We start from the raw sequence: 18,181 nt of genomic DNA, 5'->3' as shown, positions 1-18,181 counted from the left end.
CTCGCGAAGGCGGCGACGCGGTCTCAGGGTTTGAGTGCTTTCTTCGGGTAGATGTCATACCGGCTCGACTTGCCATCCAGCGCATGGCTCGGCTTCGGCCCCTCGATGCACGGTGCCTTGCGTGGGCGCTTGACCACCACCCGGTGCGTCGCCAACGCCAGCGCCGCTTCGAGCAATGCCGGCGCATCCGGATCATCCCCGACCAGTGGCCGGAACAGGCGCATTTCCTTCTTCACCAGCGCGGTTTTCTCGCGGTGCGGGAACATCGGGTCGAGGTAGATCACCTGCGGCGGCTCGCCCTCCCAGTTGCGCATGACCTCGATCGAGTTGCCCTTGAGCAGCTTCATCCGCGCGACAATCGGCGCCACATCGAAATCTTCCGCCGCCCGCGCCAGACCATCCTCCAGCAACGCGCCGATCAACGGCTGACGCTCGATCAGGCTCATCTCGCAACCCAGACTGGCCAGCACGAACGCATCCTTGCCCAGCCCCGCCGTGGCGTCCAGCACCCGTGGGCGCACGCCTTGAGCGATGCCGACCGCCTTGGCGATCATCTGCCCGCTGCCGCCACCGTACAGACGCCGATGCGCCGCGCCACCCTCGACAAAGTCCACCCGCACCGGCCCTGGTGCATCCGGGCCGAGCTGCTGCAGCTGCAAACCCTGCTCGCCGACCTGCAAGGCGAACTCGCCGCCGTCCACCTGCAGCGGCAGGCCCAGACGCTCGGCCCACTGCTCGGCTTGCGCTTCAAACGTCGGGCCGAGGGCCTGGACATGGATGCGGCAGGCCGCGGGTTGCTCAATCATGAAAACACGCTCAAAAAAGTTAAGGATCGGCAAAAAGTGGCCGATAAACCAATCAACGCGCATTTTGCCAGAGCTGAGCGTCAACCGAAAAAAATGTCAGGCATTCTTCCCACATCGATTGGCTACATTTCGCCCAAGGGCGACTTCAGCCGTCATAACACTCAAGCATTGGGCGGCGTCAGTCACCTGTGGCAGGATTTCTTTGCCCAGGCTCTGGCCGAACAGACGAGTGATGTGGTGCCGGCCTGTGGCACCTTTCCACCGGTTGACCTGAACAGCCCGGAAGAACCTACCCTGGGCAGCGAGCTGCACGCGCACATCGTCGAGCAGCGTCAGTGCGACGTGGTCGACACCGAAGTGCGTCCGCCGGAGCCGCTGTTCCTGCCGATCGCCGAGTTCGAAACCGATCTGCTGGACAAGCCGTTCCCACCGTTCCCGCCAGAAGAACTCAAGGCTCAGCAAGAGCAGCAGGACTTCGACAGCAGCTGGGTCCGTCCAATCGTGATCAACAATGGTCAGCCGCTTCCCGAGCCTGGCCCGGCGCCGCAGAAGAAGCCGCTGTACCTGCCAATTGCCGAATTCGACCTCGATCTGCTGCAAAAACCTTATCCGCCGTTCCCGCCGGAAGAAATCGTCGAGCAGCAGAAGGCTTTGGACTTCGATAACGGTTGGGCGCGCCCGATCGTGTTGCAGAACCTGCGCCTCGCCGCCTGATCCCTCAGCGACACACGCTCCAGCGCCCGACATCGACATGAAAGTGATTGCGGTGGGCGGCGTTGTAATCCGGACTCAAGACCACACTGAACGCCTCACAGGCGCCATCGCGCACCTGCCGCAGAAACTGCGCATCCTGATTCTGCTTCGGCCAGTCCTTGAGCACGCTGATGCTGCGCCCGTCCGCCAGCCGAAAACCGCTGATGTCCAGCGCATCGGCACTGGCATGCCGGCTAAGCGCCCCGCTCTCGCGGTTATAGACATTGCGACAGGCAAAGCTGCCGAGGTGATCAAGCCGCGCCACCCTCTGCCCGTAAACAGATTGCGCGGCGGGTTGCAGGCTATGCCGTTCAAACATCGCGTAAGCCACCGCCAGCGGGCAACTGGCGAGGAAGCTGCTGCTCAGCGCCACCTCGCCGCCCTGCACGCGCACGGTGCCGATCAGCGGGCACTTGGCATCGGGACTGTCGGCTTGCGCGGTGACGCGCAGACCCGAGTTGCTCAGGACTTGTGAGCATAATTCGGGATTGCCGCGCAGGCGCATCAGCTTGAAACCGGTCAACCAGTTCGGCGCGGCCTTCACGTCCAGCGGCGCCCACGGGTTCCACTCGGCCGGGACGTCGAGCCAGCCGCGCCAGACGCTGAGCACGGCACCCGCGATGATCAGCAGTAACGACAGCGCGATCCAGCGACCCATGCTCAGCCTTTGAAAAACTGATTGGCCTTGGCGTACGGCATCGATTGCGCAGTGAAGCCGAAGGTGCCGTGCTGCTGGATCTCTTCAGCCGCGCGGAAGAACTCGCCGAACGCTGCCAAGGCCAGCGCCGAGCCGGTGCTGATCCTGCGTACACCCATTTCTTCCAACTCCTGTACGGTCAGTTTCAAACCGCCGGACATGAGCACGTTGACCGGTTTTGGCGCCACCGCGCGCACCACCGCCAACACCTCTTCGGCGCTACGCAAACCCGGCGCATACAGCACGTCGGCGCCCGCCTCGGCAAAGGCTTGCAGGCGGCGAATGGTGTCGTTGAGATCGGGATTGCCGTGCAGGTAGTTTTCCGCGCGGGCGGTCAAGATGAAGGGAAATGGCAGCGTGCGCACCGCAGCGACGGCGGCTTCGATGCGTGCCACGGCGTGTTCGAAGCAGTAGATCGGTGCGTCGGCACGGCCCGTGGCGTCCTCGATCGAACCACCCACCGCGCCGGCCTCGGCCGCACGCAGCAAGCTTTTGGCGCACTCGGCCGGGTCATCGGCGAAACCGTTTTCCAGATCCACCGCCACTGGCAGATCGGTCGCCGCGACAATCGACCGGACGTTGGCCAGGGTGTCATCGAGACTCAAGGCGCCATCGGCCTTGCCCTGGGAAAACGCGTAACCGGCACTGGTGGTTGCCAGTGCCTGATAGCCCAGACTGGCGAGCATCTTCGCCGAGCCGGCATCCCACGGGTTGGGAATCACGAAAATCCCCGCACCTTCATGCAGGGCCTTGAAGGCCTGGGCTTTGCGGGTTTGTTCTTGAAGGGCGTGGGCGTCCATCGGCAGGCTCCTGGGCAGGGGAAAAATCCGCCTTCAGAGCAAGCCGAGTTGCTCGGCGGCGGGTTCTCTGTATAGCTCAGGCAGGGATGGCAGGCCAGGCAAACGTTGCATCAATTGTGCGTGAAAACGTTGCGCCAGCTTCGCCGCCATGACGTTGTCGGCGGTGTGCAGGAAGATGTACGGCGTGCGGCCCTCTTCGATCCACTCGGCGATTTTCGCCACCCACGGCACCAGAAACGGATCGTTGGCTTCCAGCTCCGGGTGGCCGATGAAGCGCACCTGCGGGAACTGGGTAAACGCCGCCGGCCGCGTCGGCACCCGGGGCTTTTTCGATTGCGCGTGGATCACCGAAGACTCGGTCGACAGGCAACTGAACAGCGCCCGTGGATCGAGGCAGATGCGCTCCACGCCACGGTCGAGCAGCAGGCGATTGAGCAGACGCTCGCTCTCGCCCTTGGCGAAGAACTGCTCGTGGCGCACTTCCACCGCCAGTGGCCGGTCCAGCGCGTCGATGAACGCGGTCAGCTCCGGCAGTCGATGCGGGGTGAAGCTTTTCGACAATTGCAGCCACAGCGGCGAAACACGTTCGCCGAGCGGGCTGAGGAGGTTTACGAAGGTTTCGGCGGCGGTCAGTTGATCGCGCAGATCACCGCTGTGGCTGATGTCGCCGGGAAACTTGGCAGTGAAGCGAAAGTGTTCGGGCATGGTCTCGGCCCAGCGCTGCACGGTGGCCGGCGAGGGGCTGGCGTAGAAGGTCGTGTTGCCTTCGACGGCATTGAATACTTGGGAGTAGAGAGCGAGGAAGTCGGAAGTCTTGGCGTCTTCGGGGTACAGATACTCGCGCCAGGCGTTTTCACTCCAAGACGGACAACCGAGATAGTAAGGCAGATCCATCAGATGTACAGGTCGAGGCCCAGCACATCCGCATCCCAATCGACAAAACCGGCGGTGCTCAGGTAGCTGGCCAAGGCCATCGCTACGCTTTTGCTCATGGCACGGTGATAAATCATGTCTTGCTGACGGGCGGGCAGATTGGCCAGGCGTTGTGCGGAGGCTTTGGCAGCGCGGGCGGCCAGTTGCTCTTCAGTCGGGAATTCCAGCTCGCCGTCGATATCGTCGACGGATTCATCCAGCGCCACATTGCCTTTGCGAGGCTTGCGCTTGATGGGGTAGGACTGAGAGGAGAGGCCGTCTATACGCATAATTTCATGCTCGGTATCGATGATGGCAATTTAGCGGCACTTGACCGACTTAGCAAATTGCCGAGTGATAACTAGAACACATAAAGCGCAAAAGGTTTAAAGCGCGGGGTTGGAAACTGACGATTGGCAGAATTTGGAATAAGACACGGAGTTTGTGGAGGGCTTTTGTGGTGAGGGGATTTATCCCCGATCGGCTGCGAAGCAGTCGCCGATTTTGGGGCCGCTTCGCGACCCATCGGGGATAAATCCCCTCACCACAGAAGCTTCCCCGCCAGAAGTCAGGCCTCAGCGAGCCTTGGGGGTGGCGACTTTGTCGCGCAGGTAAACCGGTTGCGCATCATCGGCAGGGATCGACTCGCCGCGTTCCCAGGCAAACCGCGCCAGGGTCAGCAGGTCTTCGGCGTGAGGCAGCATGCCGGCATCGGAGCCGGTGAGGTTGACCGCGATCCGCTCGCCATAGCCCCAACCGGTACCTGCACCGAACCACTCACCGCTGGCATCGCCCGGCAGCGCTGCCACTTCCGGCGGCAGTACCGCCTCGACGCCGACCAGACGCATCTCGCCAGCCGTCTCGCGGTAGCAGCCCCAATACACTTCATCCATCCGCGCATCGATAGCCGCTGCGACCTGGCTCACGCCGTGTTCGCGATATGCACGTTGCGCCAGGACGGCGAGGTTGGACACCGGCAGCACCGGACGATCCAGCGCGAACGCCAGCCCCTGCACCACGCCGATGGCAATCCGCACACCGGTAAACGCACCCGGCCCACGACCGAACGCGATGGCGTCCACCGCTTGCAGCGTGGTGCCGGCATCGGCCAGCAGTTGCTGGATCATCGGCAGCAGCTTCTGCGCGTGCAGACGCGGGATCACCTCGTAATGGCTCGTGACCTTGCCGTCATGCAGCAAGGCAACGGAGCAAGCTTCGGTCGCGGTGTCCAGGGCCAGCAAGGTGCTCATCGATGTATCCAAAACAGGTGGGGGAAAAAGTGCGTCAGTATAAACAACTACGGCCCGCAAGCGGGCCGTGGATGATGCAGCCGATCAGCTTTTTCAGCTCAGCGCTTCGAGCACCTTGGCGGTGATCGCTTCAACCGAACCTACGCCCGGAATATGGCTGTACTTCGGCTTGCCGTTGGCAGCGGAGAGCTTCTGGTAGAAATCCACCAGCGGCTTGGTCTGCGAATGGTAGACCGACAGGCGATGACGCACGGTTTCTTCGGTGTCGTCCTTGCGCTGCACCAGATCGTCGCCGGTAACGTCGTCTTTGCCAGCCACTTTCGGCGGGTTGTAGACGATGTGGTAAACGCGGCCACTGGCCTCGTGAACGCGACGACCGGCGATACGCTGAACGATTTCTTCGTCTTCAACAGCGATTTCAACCACGGCGTCCAGCTCGACACCGGCAGTTACCAGCGCTTCGGCCTGTGGAATGGTGCGCGGGAAACCGTCGAACAGAAAGCCGTTGGCGCAGTCTGGTTGAGCGATGCGATCCTGCACCAGCGCGATGATCAGGTCATCCGACACCAGGCCGCCGGCATCCATGATGCTCTTGGCTTGAACGCCCAGCGGAGTGCCAGCCTTGACCGCTGCACGCAGCATGTCGCCGGTGGAGATTTGCGGAATGCCGAATTTCTCGGTGATGAACTTAGCCTGAGTACCTTTACCGGCCCCGGGAGCTCCCAGCAGAATGACGCGCATCGATGTGCTCCTCAATTTTTTATATAGAAAACAACGGGATTCGCCTCTTTGGGCCAATCTCAAAAAAACGGGTCGTGGCCGCACAAACGGCCAAAGGCTGATCAAGATACACAGCAGGCTGCGCCCACACAAGACGCCAAAAGTCGGAGAAACCGGCGCCCGCCGCGACCTTGCGACGCGGTAACCCAAGTCGCAACCCCATCACTAACTGTCGCCTGACCGCACTTTCTCCCTGTGTACAAAGCGGCACCCGGCCTGTGCACCGGGTGCCTGATGCCACCGCAAAAACCTTAGCCGGTATTGCGCAACCCGGCGGCAATCCCCGCCACAGACACCAGCAGCGCCTGCTCCACCGGGCTGCCCTGCTCGACATTCTGCTGCCGTGAACGGGCCAACAGCTCGGCCTGCAATAGATGTAGCGGATCAAGATAAGTGTTGCGCAGACGGATGAATTCCAGGGTGTCCGGGCTATGTGCCAGCAGCTGCGACTGCCCGGTCAGACCAAGCACCACCGCACACGCCTGCGACAATAGGTCGCGTAACTGCGCGCCCAACGGCAGCAAGTCCGGCTCGACCAGACGCTGGTCGTACGACAGCGCGATGTCGGCGTCGGCCTTGGCCAGGACCATTTCCAGCATGTCGATACGGGTTCGGAAGAACGGCCACTGTTCGCGCATCTGCCCGAGCAGTTCGCCTTCGCCGCGCTCCAGCGCCTTGCTCAGCGCAGTTTCCCAGCCGAGCCACGCCGGCAGCATCAGCCGCGTTTGCGTCCAGCCGAAGATCCACGGAATCGCCCGCAGGCTCTCGATCCCACCGGCACGGCGCTTGGCCGGACGGCTGCCAAGGGGCAAGCGCCCCAGTTCCTGCTCCGGCGTCGATTGGCGGAAATACTCGACGAACTGCGGATTTTCACGCACCACGGCGCGGTACGCGGCGACGCCATCGGCGGCCAGTTCATCCATCAGGTGTCGCCATTCGGGCGTCGGTGGCGGTGGTGGCAACAACGTCGCTTCCAGCACGGCGGCCAGATACAGATTGAGGTTCTGCTCGGCGATGTCCGGCAGGCCGAATTTGAATCGAATCATTTCGCCCTGCTCGGTGGTGCGGAAGCGCCCCGCCACCGACCCCGGCGGCTGCGACAGGATCGCCGCGTGCGCCGGACCGCCGCCACGGCCCACGGTGCCACCGCGACCGTGGAACAACAGCAGTTCGACTTGCTGCTCGCGGCAGATTTCCACCAGCCGCTCCTGCGCGCGATATTGCGCCCACGCCGCCGCGGTGGTGCCGGCATCCTTGGCCGAGTCGGAATAACCGATCATCACTTCCTGCGGGCCTTGCAGCCTTGCGCGGTAGCCCGGCAACAGCAACAGACGCTCCATCACCGGCCCGGCGTTGTCGAGGTCGGCGAGGGTTTCGAACAGCGGCACCACGCGCATCGGCCGCAGCACGCCGGACTCTTTCAGCAGCAGTTGCACCGCCAGCACGTCGGAGGCGGCGCCCGCCATCGAGATCACGTAGGAACCCAGCGAGGCGCCCGGTGCGGCAGCGATTTCCTTGCAAGTGGCGAGCACTTCAGCGGTGTCGGCGGACGGTTTGAAATGCGCCGGCAGCAGTGGCCGACGATTGCTCAATTCGCGGGTGAGGAAGCTGATGCGCTGCTCTTCGTCCCAGTCTTCGTAGCGACCGAGGCCGAGGTAATCGGTGATTTCGGTCATTGCCGAACTGTGCCGCGTCGAATCCTGGCGCACGTCGAGGCGCACCAGGAACAGGCCGAAGGTTACCGCCCGGCGCAGGCAATCGAGCAACGGCCCATCGGCGATCACGCCCATGCCACATTCGTGCAGCGAGTTGAAGCACAGCTCCAGCGGATCGAGCAGATCGCGGTTGTTGTGCAACACGTCGGCTGGCGCTGGCGTTGTTGCGCTCAGCGAGGCGTGCGCCCAGTTGCGCGTGGCGCGCAGGCGTTCGCGCAATTGCTTGAGCAACGCCCGGTAAGGTTCGGCGCTGTCGCCGGCCTTGGCCTTGAGCGCATCGCTGGCCTGCTGCATCGACAGCTCGGCCGCTAGGTGATCGACATCGCGCAGATACAGGTCGGCAGCCATCCAGCGCGCCAGCAACAGCACTTCGCGGGTCACTGCGGCCGTGACATTCGGGTTGCCGTCGCGGTCGCCACCCATCCACGAGGCAAAGCGAATCGGCGCCGCCTCCAGTGGCAAGCGCAGGCCCGTCGCTTCATACAGCGCCTTGTCGGCCTTGCGCATATGGTTGGGAATCGCCTGCCACAGCGAATGCTCGATCACCGCAAATCCCCATTTCGCTTCGTCGACCGGGGTCGGCCGAGTGCGGCGGATTTCTTCAGTGTGCCAGGCTTCGGCGATCAGCCGCTGCAGGGTGTTCTGGATCTGTTCGCGCTCGGCGCTGGTCAGATCGCGATGATCCTGGGCGGCCAGTTGCGCAGCGATCGCGTCGTACTTCTGAATCAATGTGCGCCGCGCCACCTCGGTCGGGTGGGCGGTCAGCACCAGTTCGATTTCCAGTCGCGCCAGTTGCCGGGCCAGGGATTCGGCGCTGTGGCCTTCATTGCGCAGGCGCGCTAGCAGTTCCGGCAGCACGCGGGACTCGAACGGCGCCGGTTGCGACTCTTCGCGGCGATGAATCAATTGATACTGCTCGGCGATGTTCGCCAGGTTGAGAAACTGGTTGAACGCCCGCGCTACCGGCAAAAGCTCGTCTTCGCTCAACTGATTGAGGCTGGCGCTGAGTTCGGCGTCCATCGAGCCACGGCGGTCGGCCTTGGCGCCCTTGCGGATCTGCTCGATCTTGTCGAGAAATTCCTCGCCGTACTGGTCGCGGATGGTATTGCCCAACAGCTCACCCAACAGGTGAACGTCCTCGCGCAAGCGTGCATCAATATCGGTCATCAGCAGTTCTCCAGCGTTAATCGGGACGGCGCAGAAACGAATGCTTTGCCCAGAGAGTGCCGCTCTACGGCGCTTCTTACAAGCAGACGACGAAGGGACTTTAAACCTTGGGGCTTGAAGCTAGTCTCAACAGTAAGCCGTACAACGGCTTGCCGCCGGCCCCGCCGGACACTCACCCAGGCCTGCCACGAGCAGGCGCGAAATGAGGTCATCATGAAAATTCGTGAACTCGCCCAGCATTGGGAAGAAAACGCCAAGGGTCGCCTGACCGACACCGGCTACACGATTCATCTGGACGTCGAGGCCGCTGCGCGGCTGGCGGCGATCGCCGAGATGTACCCCAAACGCCACCCGGAAGAACTGCTCGGCGAACTGATCGGCGCCGCGCTCGAAGAGTTCGAGGCGAGCCTGCCGTATGTGAAAGGCTCGACGGTGGTGGCGACTGATGAGGAAGGTGATCCGCTGTATGAAGACGTCGGGCCGACACCGCGTTTTCTGGCGCTTTCTCGCCGGCATCTGCAGGATTTATCCGCCGCTGCCGGCAAGCAAAAACATTGACACAACATAGATCAAACTGTAGGAGTGAGCCTGCTCGCGATAGCGGTGTATCTGTAGTTTTTGATGCTGACTGACACAATGCTATCGCGAGCAGGCTCACTCCTACAGGGTCGTGTTTCCTTTTGAAAAGTTGTCTGACTTTTCCCCGCGCGTACCTCTCCCCGCCTCCAAAGTTCCCGGTTTAGAGCCTTGTCCGTTTGGTCAAAAAAAATTTGGCGATAGGCCATCTTTTCTGAACTTTTGAAAAACGCCTCCGGTCGGAAGCTGTAACCACGCCTGGAACGAGCGTTTCAAAAACGCGCTTTTACACGACGCTTGCGGCTCCTCGACCAGGATGGATTTTCGGTTTTATCAGGAGTTAAACAATGGAGTTGAAGACCATGAAGACCCAAACCTCGTTCTCCCACCTGCGCGGCCTGAAACTGGCTGCTCTGGCTATCGGTACCAGCTTCGTTCTGGCCGGTTGCGCCGGTAACCCGCCGACCGAGCAGTACGCCGTGACTCAATCGGCCGTCAACAGCGCCGTCAGCGCCGGTGGTACCGAGTTCGCTGCTGTGGAAATGAAGCAGGCTCAGGACAAGCTCAAGCAAGCCGAAATTGCCATGCACGACAAGAAGTATGAACAGGCTCGTACCCTCGCCGAGCAAGCCGAATGGGACGCTCGCGTAGCAGAACGCAAGGCTCAGGCTGCCAAGGCCGAACAGGCTGTGAAGGATTCCCAGAAAGGTGTTCAGGAACTGCGTCAGGAAAGTCAGCGCACCGTGCAGTAAGCGCGCATCCCGAATCGCAAAGCTGAAACTTTTATCGATAGAAAGGACGACAAATTATGCGTAAGCAACTGATGATCCCCGCTCTTCTGGCCGCAAGCGTTGCCCTGGCTGCCTGCTCCACTCCGCCTAACCCTAACCTGGAACAGGCGCGGACCAACTACGCCGGCCTGCAGGCCAACCCACAGGCGAGCAAAGTCGCTGCCCTGGAAACCAAGGACGCCAGCGATTACCTGGACAAGGCCGACAAGGCTTATCTGGACAAGCAAGACGCAGCCAAGGTTGACCAACTGGCCTACCTGACCAACCAGCGCGTGGAAGTGGCCAAGCAGACCATCGCCCTGCGCACCGCTGAAAACAACCTGAAAAACGCTGCCGCGCAACGTGCCCAAGCGCGTCTGGACGCTCGTGATCAGCAGATCAAACAACTGCAGCAGAGCCTGAACGCCAAGCAGACCGATCGCGGTACCCTGGTGACCTTCGGTGACGTGCTGTTCGCCACCAACAAGGCTGACCTGAAATCCAGCGGTCTGGTGAACATCAACAAACTGGCGCAATTCCTTCAGGAAAACCCTGATCGCAAAGTGATCGTCGAGGGTTACACCGACAGCACCGGCGCGGCTTCGTACAACCAGTCGCTGTCCGAGCGTCGTGCCACCTCGGTACAAGTCGCTCTGATCAAGATGGGCGTAGATCCTTCGCGTATCGTGGTTCAGGGTTATGGCAAGGAATACCCGGTTGCCGATAACAGCAGCGTCTCGGGTCGTGCGATGAACCGTCGTGTGGAAGTGACCATTTCCAACGACAACCAGCCAGTGATGCCACGTTCGGCGGTCAGCTCGAACTAAGCAACACGCGCTAGCGTAAAAGCCCCGCCTGAGTGATCAGGCGGGGCTTTTTTTGGCCTTACACATTCCCCCCTTGTGGGAGCGGGCTTGCTCGCGAAAGCGCTGGATCAGTCGGAATATAGAGTGACTGACACACCGCTTTCGCGAGCAAGCCCGCTCCCACAGTTTTTATCGGGTTATGGTTCGAGTTTTTGTGGGGTTTCCTGGCCCATGCAGCGCACGGCTTTTTTCTGCGCATTGATCAGCACCCCGGTCAGGCCTTTCTGCTCGGTGTCGAACAGCACCAGCACGCCATCGATGCACTGCGCCACTTGCGGCGCCGGGTCCAGTGAGACTTTGTAGTCTTCGCCCGGCACGGTCTTGAGCATGGTGAATTCGTTGAGCAGCAGCGCATCCTCGGGTTTGGCGAAGTGCAGGTAACCGTAGTACCACAGCGCCCCGACGGTGCCGAGGATGCTGCAGATACCGGTGATGATCAGCGGGATGGCGTTACGTTCTTCAGTCATTGCGGACTCTCATCTTCAGAATTCGGAGCTTGCGGATAATTCGGGATCTCGCCGAGGCGGCGCAGGCCGTTGAAATGTTCGGGATCTTCCAGATAGCGCAGCATTACCTGGCGCCAGACAGGGTCGCCGAAGGTCTGCACGTGGCCGCCGCGGGTCAGCTGTAGCACGCGCGGTGGCGGTGCAGCCTGATACAGGCGGATGGCGTTGGCCATTGGCACCAGCGGGTCATCGATGCTGTGAAAGATCAGTTTCGGCACCCCGTTGAGCTGCGGCATCGAGTTGATCGCGCTGTCGCTATCCGGCACCAGCCACGACAGCGGCACCTGAAACGGCCAGGTCAGCCATGAAGTGCTGAGGGCGTACTGGCCGACGCTGCGATAACTGGCGGGCACACCGTCGAGCACGAAGGCCTTGAGTTGCTTCTGCCGCTCCGGGTGCTGCACCAGCCAATGCACGGCCATCGAGCCGCCGAGGCTCTGGCCGAGGAGGATCAGCGGTTTGCCTTTGACCTCTGGCGCCTTGTCGAGCCAGGCGAACGCGGCGTCGATGTCCTGATAGATCGCCGGCAGGCTCGGCTTGCCCTCGGACAAGCCATACCCGCGATAGTCCACCAGCAGCACCTGATAACCATTTTTCGGCAACCACCAACTGCCGCCGAGGTGCATCGGCAGGTTGCCGCCGTTGCCGTGCAGGTGCAGGACTGTGCCTTTGACTTCGACGCCAGGTTTGGCCGGTAGCCACCAGGCGTTCAGCTTCAAACCATCCGCCGTGACCAATGTGACGGTGCGGTATTCGAGCTTGGCTTTTTCCGGGGTGAAGATCTGGCCCGGCTCGGGGTAGAACAACAACGAACTGCAACCACTGAGGGTTAGGAGCAGGCAAAGGATGCCGAGGATTCTCATCCGGTGAAACCTCGCGAAAAAGTGGAATTAACGCAATCAAATGTGGGAGCGAGCCTGCTCGCGAAAGCGGTGTGTCAGCCAACAATCATGTTGAATGTTAAATCGCATTCGCGAGCAGGCTAGCTCCCACAGGAAATATTGGTTGTTCAGAGGATATTGGAGTAATCCGCCTCGATCCGGTCCAGGCTCAGGTGATTGAGGAAGTTGGAGAAGCACATCCACGCCGACAGCGCGTTCATGTCGCGGAACTGTTCCGGCAAATATTTCGGCGGCACCACCAGACCTTCATCGACCAGTTGACGCAGGGTACGCATGTCCTCCAGCGTGGTCTTGCCGCAGAATAGCAGCGGTACCTGCTCAAGCTTGCCCTTACGCACGGCCAACTGAATGTAGTTGTAAACCATGATAAAGCCCTTGAGATAGGACAAGTCTTTGGTGAATGGCAGACCGGTCGGGGTCGAACCACGGAACACCCGGCTGGCGTTGCCGTAGCTTTCGGCCATTTCAAAGCCCTGTTCGCGGAAGAACTCGAACACCTGCAAAAAGTCCGCGCCCTCCTCGACCATGTGAATGGCGCGGGTGCGGTTGGTCAGTTTGCGCAGACGGCTTGGGTAGGAGGCGAAGGTGATGATTTCCATCAAGATCGCCAGGCCTTCCTGGGTCACCGTCGACGACGGTGGGCCTTTGGACAGGAAGGTGCAGATCGGCTGGTTCAAGCCATTGAGCGTGGTGCCGACGTGCACCAGACCTTCGTGGACTTCCAGTGCACGCACGTCGCGGTCGTTGAACAGCGCGTCAGTGCGGATCTTGATGTAGTCGGCGCCTGCCGCCGCGTCGGCGACGATGCCGTCGGACTCGAACACGCGGATGGTTTCCTCGGCCTCGCCGAACACCTTGTTCAACCGGGTTTGCAGCAGGTGCACGGCATCCTTGGCGGTGAGGATCTTCGGTTCGTCCTTCAGGTCGCCACGGCCATCGATGTTGTTCAGGTAGTCGGACATCATCAGGCCGAGGTCGGCCAGGGTCGGGTCACCGGCGTGGAACGCATCGGAGGCGGCGCCGTAGAGTTCCTGGGAGATCAGGCCGAAATCCTCGGTGCCGCGCGCTTCGAGCATGCGCACCACCATGCGGTATTCCTTGCACATGCGCCGCATGATCTGCCCGACCGGGTTGAACTGGCCGAGCTGGCGGGTGATGTCGCGCTCGATGTTCTGGAATTCCAGTTTGACCTTGCTCGAATCGAAGGACAGCGGCCGATTGAGGTAGTAGTCGCGATCCACCGCCGGCATTTCCTTGCCTTTGGCCTTGAGAAAACCCTTGCGGATGTTCTCGTCCCACTTCACCGCATCGAGCACGCGGATCGGCGTCTGCGCCAGCACAATGCGATCGGACAGCGTGCGTATCGTCTGCTGGTAATCGTCCACCCGAAACTCCTGTAGAAAACTGAATTATTTGGCGCGGGCCTGGCGCTGATAGCGCGCGGCCTCGACGAATACATCGGAATTGGCCGGATCGTCGAGGTAAGCAAAGACCTTGTCGAGGCTACTGTCGACTTGCACGCCGTCGCCATCGTCCTCGGTCTGGAAAGCCTTGCCGTCGAGGGCTTGCTGTTTGATCGCCTGATTGATCTGTTCGAGGTCGAGGTTGTACACCACCAGCTCGTGTTTGTCGGTGAGTTCGAAACCGGCGATGGTGTATTGCCCACCGTAACGCGCCGGCACTTTCGCCGACAGGTACCAGCGACTGCCATGGCGCGACACGGTGAACGGGTACGCCTCACGCTCGTGAGGCCGGGCCTTGAACCAGGTGATGGCCTGATAGCGATCATTGCCGACGCGGGTCAGTTCAAGGTTCATCGGCTCGCCCCAGGCATTGGTGCTCGACCACGTGCCCAGCAGGCCCTTGGGCGCCGGGTCACTGGCAGGCAGCGGGTCCTTGAAGGTCACCAGACAGCCACTGAGCAGCAGGAACGACAAGGCGATCAGCACGCCACGCCAGGCTTTCATTCAATACTCCCTATGAACACGCGTCGCCCTGATGATCGGCTCAGTCCCTTGTGGGAGCGGGCTTGCTCGCGAAGGCGGTGGGTCAGTCAACTGAAGCGTTGAATGTGATACCGCATTCGCGAGCAAGCCCGCTCCCACAGGGGATCTGCGTCGGCTATCAGACCGACGCCAGGACCAGATGCATGTACCGCGTCAGAATCCCGAGCATGTCCTGTTCGGCCAAAGGCTCGGCGTCGTTGAGCAGGCCCTGATATTCCATCCGTCCGATAATCGCCGTCAACACCTTGGCATCCTGCTGCGGTTCACGCGAGCCCAGCACCTGGAACAACTGGCAGGTGCCTTGCAGCAGAATCTGCTGATGCGAGCGCACCAGATCCGCCAGCCGCGGGTTGAGCAGCGCTTCCTGGCGGAACGCCTGCTCGGCCATCAGGTGTTCGCGGCGATTGACCAATTGCCGGTGCACATAGTCGGCCATCAGCCGCGCGATGTCGTCCGCCAGTTGCGAGCGCGACTCGGGGCTGCCGTCACCACTGACGACCATCTCGCGCAGCAGGCCTTCGTTGTTGATCCACAGCTTGGCCATGTAGGCCGCGCTGCGTTCGACGTACTGGGCGAAGGTATCGGTGAGCAGGTCATCGATGTCCTTGAAGTAATAAGTAGTGGCCGACAGGGGCACGCCGGCCTCGGCCGCCACGGCCCGGTGGCGCACGGCGCGCACGCCGTCACGCACGACAATGCGCATCGCCGCGTCGAGAATGTCCTGTCGACGCTGCTCACTGCCCTGTCGGCTGGCCTTGCGGCCTTGGTACTGAACACTTTCAGCGACCGCAGTGGCGATACCCGCTGCACCTTCTTGAGCGATTGCAACCATCACGACTGGACTTCCTCTGCTATTGCAAAATTAACCAATTGATACATTTGTACCAGACAGGCAATAAAAAGCCGCCTGTTTTAGGCGGCTTTTTAACTGAAACGTTTACGCTTGCGGTCGCATGTGCGGGAACAGGATCACATCGCGGATCGACGGCGAGTTGGTCAGCAACATCACCAGGCGGTCGATGCCGATACCTTCACCGGCCGTTGGCGGCATGCCGTACTCCAGCGCGCGCACGAAGTCGGCGTCGTAGTGCATGGCTTCGTCGTCGCCGGCGTCCTTGTCGGCCACCTGCGCCATGAAACGCTCGGCCTGGTCTTCCGCGTCGTTCAACTCGGAGTAGGCGTTGGCGATTTCACGGCCGCCGATGAACAGCTCGAAACGGTCGGTGACGTTCGGGTTCTCGTCGTTACGACGGGCCAGCGGCGACACTTCGAACGGGTACTGAGTGATGAAGTGCGGCTGCTCCAGCTTGTGCTCGACCAGCTCTTCGAAAATCATCACCTGCAGCTTGCCCAGACCTTCGAAGCCCAGCACCTTGGCGCCGGCCTTCTTGGCGATGGCGCGCGCCTTGTCGATGTCGTTCAGGTCATCGGCGGTCAGCTCAGGGTTGTACTTGAGGATCGAGTCGAACACCGACAAACGGGCAAACGGCTCGCCGAAGTGGAACACCTTGTCGCCGTACGGCACGTCGGTGCTGCCCAGCACCAGCTGTGCCAGTTCACGGAACAGTTCTTCGGTCAGGTCCATGTTGTCTTCGTAGTCGGCGTAAGCCTGGTAGAACTCCAACATGGTGAATTCAGGGTTGTGACGCGTCGAAACGCCTTCGTTACGGAAGTTGCGGTTGATCTCGAACACTTTCTCGAAACCGCCAACCACCAGACGCTTCAGATACAGCTCAGGCGCGATACGCAGGAACATTTCCATGTCCAGCGCATTGTGGTGGGTTTCGAACGGCTTGGCTGCGGCGCCGCCAGGAATGGTCTGCAGCATCGGCGTCTCGACTTCGAGGAAGTCGCGCTTCATCAGGAAGCTGCGGATGTGCGCGATCACTTGCGAACGCACGCGGAAGGTCTGGCGCACGTCTTCGTTGACGATCAGGTCAACGTAACGCTGACGGTAGCGCTGTTCGGTGTCGGTCAGGCCGTGATGCTTGTCCGGCAGCGGGCGCAGCGACTTGGTCAGCAGGCGCACGTTGGTCATTTCGACGTACAGGTCGCCCTTGCCGGAACGCGCCAGGGTGCCTTCGGCGGCAATGATGTCGCCCATGTCCCAGGTCTTGACGGCGGCCAGGGTGTCTTCGGACAGGGTTTTACGGTTGACGTAGACCTGGATGCGACCGGTCATGTCCTGGATCACCATGAACGAGCCACGGTTGAGCATGATGCGACCGGCAACCTTGACCGGGATTGCAGCCTCGGCCAGCTCTTCCTTGGTCTTGTCCGCGTATTTCTTCTGCAGATCTTCGCAGTAGTTTTCGCGGCGGAAGTCGTTCGGGAAGGCGTTGCCCTTGGCGCGCTCGGCAGCCAGCTTTTCCTTGCGCAGGGCGATCAGGGAGTTTTCTTCCTGTTGCAGGGCTTGCGGGTCGAGTTGTTGGTCGCTCATGTCTTCAGATATTCCATCAGGTTCGTTGCCCCCGGGCCTGGCGGCCCGGGAATCGCCAGCTGAGCTGGCTCCTACAGGGATCGCGTTGCATCAGCGACCCTGTGTGCGTCTTTTACAGCCCCGATTTCAGGCTGGCTTCCAGGTATTCGTCGATGTCGCCGTCGAGCACCTTGTCGCAGTCGCTGCGTTCAATGTTGGTGCGCAGGTCCTTGATCCGCGACGCGTCGAGCACGTACGAACGGATCTGATGACCCCAGCCGATGTCCGACTTGGTGTCTTCCAGCGCCTGGGAAGCGGCGTTGCGCTTCTGCATTTCCTGCTCGTACAACTTGGCCCGCAGCATTTTCATGGCGGTGTCCTTGTTGGCGTGCTGGGAACGCTCGTTCTGGCAGCTGACCACGGTGTTGGTCGGTACGTGAGTAATACGTACGGCCGAGTCGGTGGTGTTTACGTGCTGACCACCGGCACCGGAGGAACGATAGGTGTCGATCCGCAGGTCTGCCGGGTTGATTTCGATTTCGACCTTGTCGTCGATCTCTGGCGAGACGAAAACCGCCGAGAACGAGGTGTGGCGACGGTTGCCGGAGTCGAACGGGCTCTTGCGCACCAGACGGTGCACGCCGATCTCGGTACGCAGCCAGCCAAAGGCGTATTCGCCCTTGATGTGCACGGTCGCGCCTTTGATACCGGCGACTTCACCGGCCGACAGTTCCATGATGGTCGCGTCGAAACCTCGTTTGTCCGCCCAGCGCAGGTACATGCGCAGCAGGATGTTGGCCCAGTCCTGGGCCTCGGTGCCGCCGGAGCCGGCCTGGATGTCCAGGTAGGCGTTGTTCGGGTCCATCTCGTGGCTGAACATGCGGCGGAATTCAAGCTTGGCCAGTGACTCTTCAAGTCCTTGAAGCAGTTCAACGACGTCGTTTACCGCGCCTTCGTCGTTTTCTTCAACGGCCATGTCGAGCAGCTCGCGGGAATCGGCCAAACCGCTGGACAGCTCATCCAGGGTGTCGACGATCTGCGCCAGCGATGCTCGCTCGCGGCCCAGTTCCTGGGCGTATTCAGGTTTGTTCCAGACTGCAGGATCTTCAAGCTCGCGATTGACTTCGATCAGACGCTCATGCTTTTGATCGTAGTCAAAGATACCCCCGAATAGTTTCGGAGCGCTCGGACAGGTCCTTGATGGTGTTCAGGATCGGGTTGATTTCCATGACGGGCAGCACTCGTTGGCGAACTTT

At 61.1% G+C, this 18,181-nt stretch carries 19 protein-coding genes; 4 read left to right on the top strand and 15 right to left on the bottom strand.

Features of this window, described 5'->3' with window-relative positions:
* Positions 1-23: 23 nt before the first annotated feature.
* Positions 24-806 (bottom strand): class I SAM-dependent methyltransferase, encoded by a 783-nt coding sequence (locus AC3WMV_RS01280; protein WP_103368429.1) that lies wholly within the window; start codon positions 804-806, stop codon positions 24-26.
* Positions 807-899: 93 nt separating this feature from the next.
* Between AC3WMV_RS01280 and AC3WMV_RS01275 the strand changes: the two genes are divergently transcribed.
* Entirely contained in the window at positions 900-1,520 is a 621-nt protein-coding gene (locus tag AC3WMV_RS01275; protein WP_103368459.1) for an energy transducer TonB, read from the top strand.
* Positions 1,521-1,524: 4 nt separating this feature from the next.
* Here the strand turns inward: AC3WMV_RS01275 and AC3WMV_RS01270 are convergent, their stop codons facing one another.
* From AC3WMV_RS01270 to ppc, 7 genes are all read right to left on the bottom strand, one after another.
* Positions 1,525-2,217, bottom strand: a complete 693-nt coding sequence (locus tag AC3WMV_RS01270; RefSeq protein WP_103368430.1) for an extensin-like domain-containing protein — start codon at positions 2,215-2,217, stop codon at positions 1,525-1,527.
* Between the two features lie 2 nt (positions 2,218-2,219).
* Positions 2,220-3,056: an isocitrate lyase/PEP mutase family protein gene (locus tag AC3WMV_RS01265; protein ID WP_103368431.1), complete on the bottom strand. Its 837-nt coding sequence runs from the start codon at positions 3,054-3,056 to the stop codon at positions 2,220-2,222.
* Between the two features lie 33 nt (positions 3,057-3,089).
* Complete coding sequence (locus tag AC3WMV_RS01260; protein ID WP_103368432.1) at positions 3,090-3,950, bottom strand: DUF72 domain-containing protein; 861 nt, start codon at positions 3,948-3,950, stop codon at positions 3,090-3,092.
* Positions 3,950-4,258 (bottom strand): hypothetical protein, encoded by a 309-nt coding sequence (locus tag AC3WMV_RS01255; protein ID WP_003222071.1) that lies wholly within the window; start codon positions 4,256-4,258, stop codon positions 3,950-3,952. Before AC3WMV_RS01255 ends, AC3WMV_RS01260 begins: the two co-directional genes overlap by 1 nt.
* A 285-nt stretch (positions 4,259-4,543) precedes the next feature.
* The gene (gene tsaB, locus AC3WMV_RS01250; RefSeq protein ID WP_103368433.1) at positions 4,544-5,218 is read right to left on the bottom strand and encodes a tRNA (adenosine(37)-N6)-threonylcarbamoyltransferase complex dimerization subunit type 1 TsaB; all 675 of its coding nucleotides are present in this window, start codon (positions 5,216-5,218) and stop codon (positions 4,544-4,546) included.
* A gap of 93 nt (positions 5,219-5,311) precedes the next feature.
* Positions 5,312-5,959 (bottom strand): adenylate kinase, encoded by a 648-nt coding sequence (gene adk / locus AC3WMV_RS01245; protein WP_003222067.1) that lies wholly within the window; start codon positions 5,957-5,959, stop codon positions 5,312-5,314.
* A 290-nt stretch (positions 5,960-6,249) separates the two neighbouring features.
* A complete protein-coding gene (ppc, locus tag AC3WMV_RS01240) occupies positions 6,250-8,880 on the bottom strand; it encodes a phosphoenolpyruvate carboxylase (RefSeq protein WP_103368434.1) in 2,631 nt (876 codons plus the stop codon).
* Between the two features lie 213 nt (positions 8,881-9,093).
* Between ppc and AC3WMV_RS01235 the strand changes: the two genes are divergently transcribed.
* The 3 genes from AC3WMV_RS01235 (at position 9,094) to lptF (ending at position 11,053) form a co-directional block, all read left to right on the top strand.
* Positions 9,094-9,438 carry a hypothetical protein gene (locus AC3WMV_RS01235; protein ID WP_003222064.1) on the top strand — a complete coding sequence of 115 codons (345 nt, stop codon included), beginning with the start codon at positions 9,094-9,096 and terminating at the stop codon, positions 9,436-9,438.
* A gap of 365 nt (positions 9,439-9,803) precedes the next feature.
* On the top strand, positions 9,804-10,208 hold the full coding sequence (locus tag AC3WMV_RS01230) for a DUF4398 domain-containing protein (protein WP_007964219.1): 405 nt from the start codon (positions 9,804-9,806) through the stop codon (positions 10,206-10,208).
* A 56-nt stretch (positions 10,209-10,264) separates the two neighbouring features.
* Positions 10,265-11,053, top strand: coding sequence for a lipotoxin F family OmpA-related lipoprotein LptF (gene lptF, locus AC3WMV_RS01225; protein WP_007964218.1), 789 nt, complete (start codon positions 10,265-10,267; stop codon positions 11,051-11,053).
* Positions 11,054-11,229: 176 nt separating this feature from the next.
* On the opposite strand, the gene AC3WMV_RS01220 is transcribed toward lptF, so the two are convergent.
* The 7 genes from AC3WMV_RS01220 to prfB form a co-directional block, all read right to left on the bottom strand.
* A complete protein-coding gene (locus AC3WMV_RS01220) occupies positions 11,230-11,559 on the bottom strand; it encodes a PA3694 family proteiin (protein WP_007964217.1) in 330 nt (109 codons plus the stop codon).
* Positions 11,556-12,461 (bottom strand): alpha/beta hydrolase, encoded by a 906-nt coding sequence (locus AC3WMV_RS01215; RefSeq protein WP_103368435.1) that lies wholly within the window; start codon positions 12,459-12,461, stop codon positions 11,556-11,558. The genes AC3WMV_RS01220 and AC3WMV_RS01215 overlap by 4 nt, the downstream gene beginning before the upstream one ends.
* Before the next feature lie 146 nt (positions 12,462-12,607).
* A complete protein-coding gene (locus AC3WMV_RS01210; RefSeq protein ID WP_003222055.1) occupies positions 12,608-13,885 on the bottom strand; it encodes a flavohemoglobin expression-modulating QEGLA motif protein in 1,278 nt (425 codons plus the stop codon).
* A gap of 24 nt (positions 13,886-13,909) precedes the next feature.
* Positions 13,910-14,467 (bottom strand): hypothetical protein, encoded by a 558-nt coding sequence (locus AC3WMV_RS01205; protein ID WP_103368437.1) that lies wholly within the window; start codon positions 14,465-14,467, stop codon positions 13,910-13,912.
* Positions 14,468-14,624: 157 nt separating this feature from the next.
* Positions 14,625-15,338, bottom strand: a complete 714-nt coding sequence (locus AC3WMV_RS01200; RefSeq protein ID WP_007964212.1) for a TetR/AcrR family transcriptional regulator — start codon at positions 15,336-15,338, stop codon at positions 14,625-14,627.
* Between the two features lie 105 nt (positions 15,339-15,443).
* Positions 15,444-16,946 (bottom strand): lysine--tRNA ligase, encoded by a 1,503-nt coding sequence (lysS, locus tag AC3WMV_RS01195; protein WP_003222049.1) that lies wholly within the window; start codon positions 16,944-16,946, stop codon positions 15,444-15,446.
* Positions 16,947-17,058: 112 nt separating this feature from the next.
* Positions 17,059-18,154, bottom strand: a protein-coding gene (prfB, locus tag AC3WMV_RS01190; protein ID WP_096795805.1) for a peptide chain release factor 2 whose coding sequence is annotated in 2 segments (ribosomal slippage) — positions 17,059-18,081 and positions 18,083-18,154 — 1,095 coding nt in all. Because the reading frame shifts where the segments join, the coding sequence is not laid out codon by codon here.
* Positions 18,155-18,181: the final 27 nt, after the last annotated feature.

It is taken from the genome of Pseudomonas sp. FW305-3-2-15-E-TSA4, from assembly GCF_058787295.1.
The sequence above is the reverse complement of the archived record's forward strand: the minus strand, read 5'-3'. Positions and strand labels throughout refer to the sequence as shown.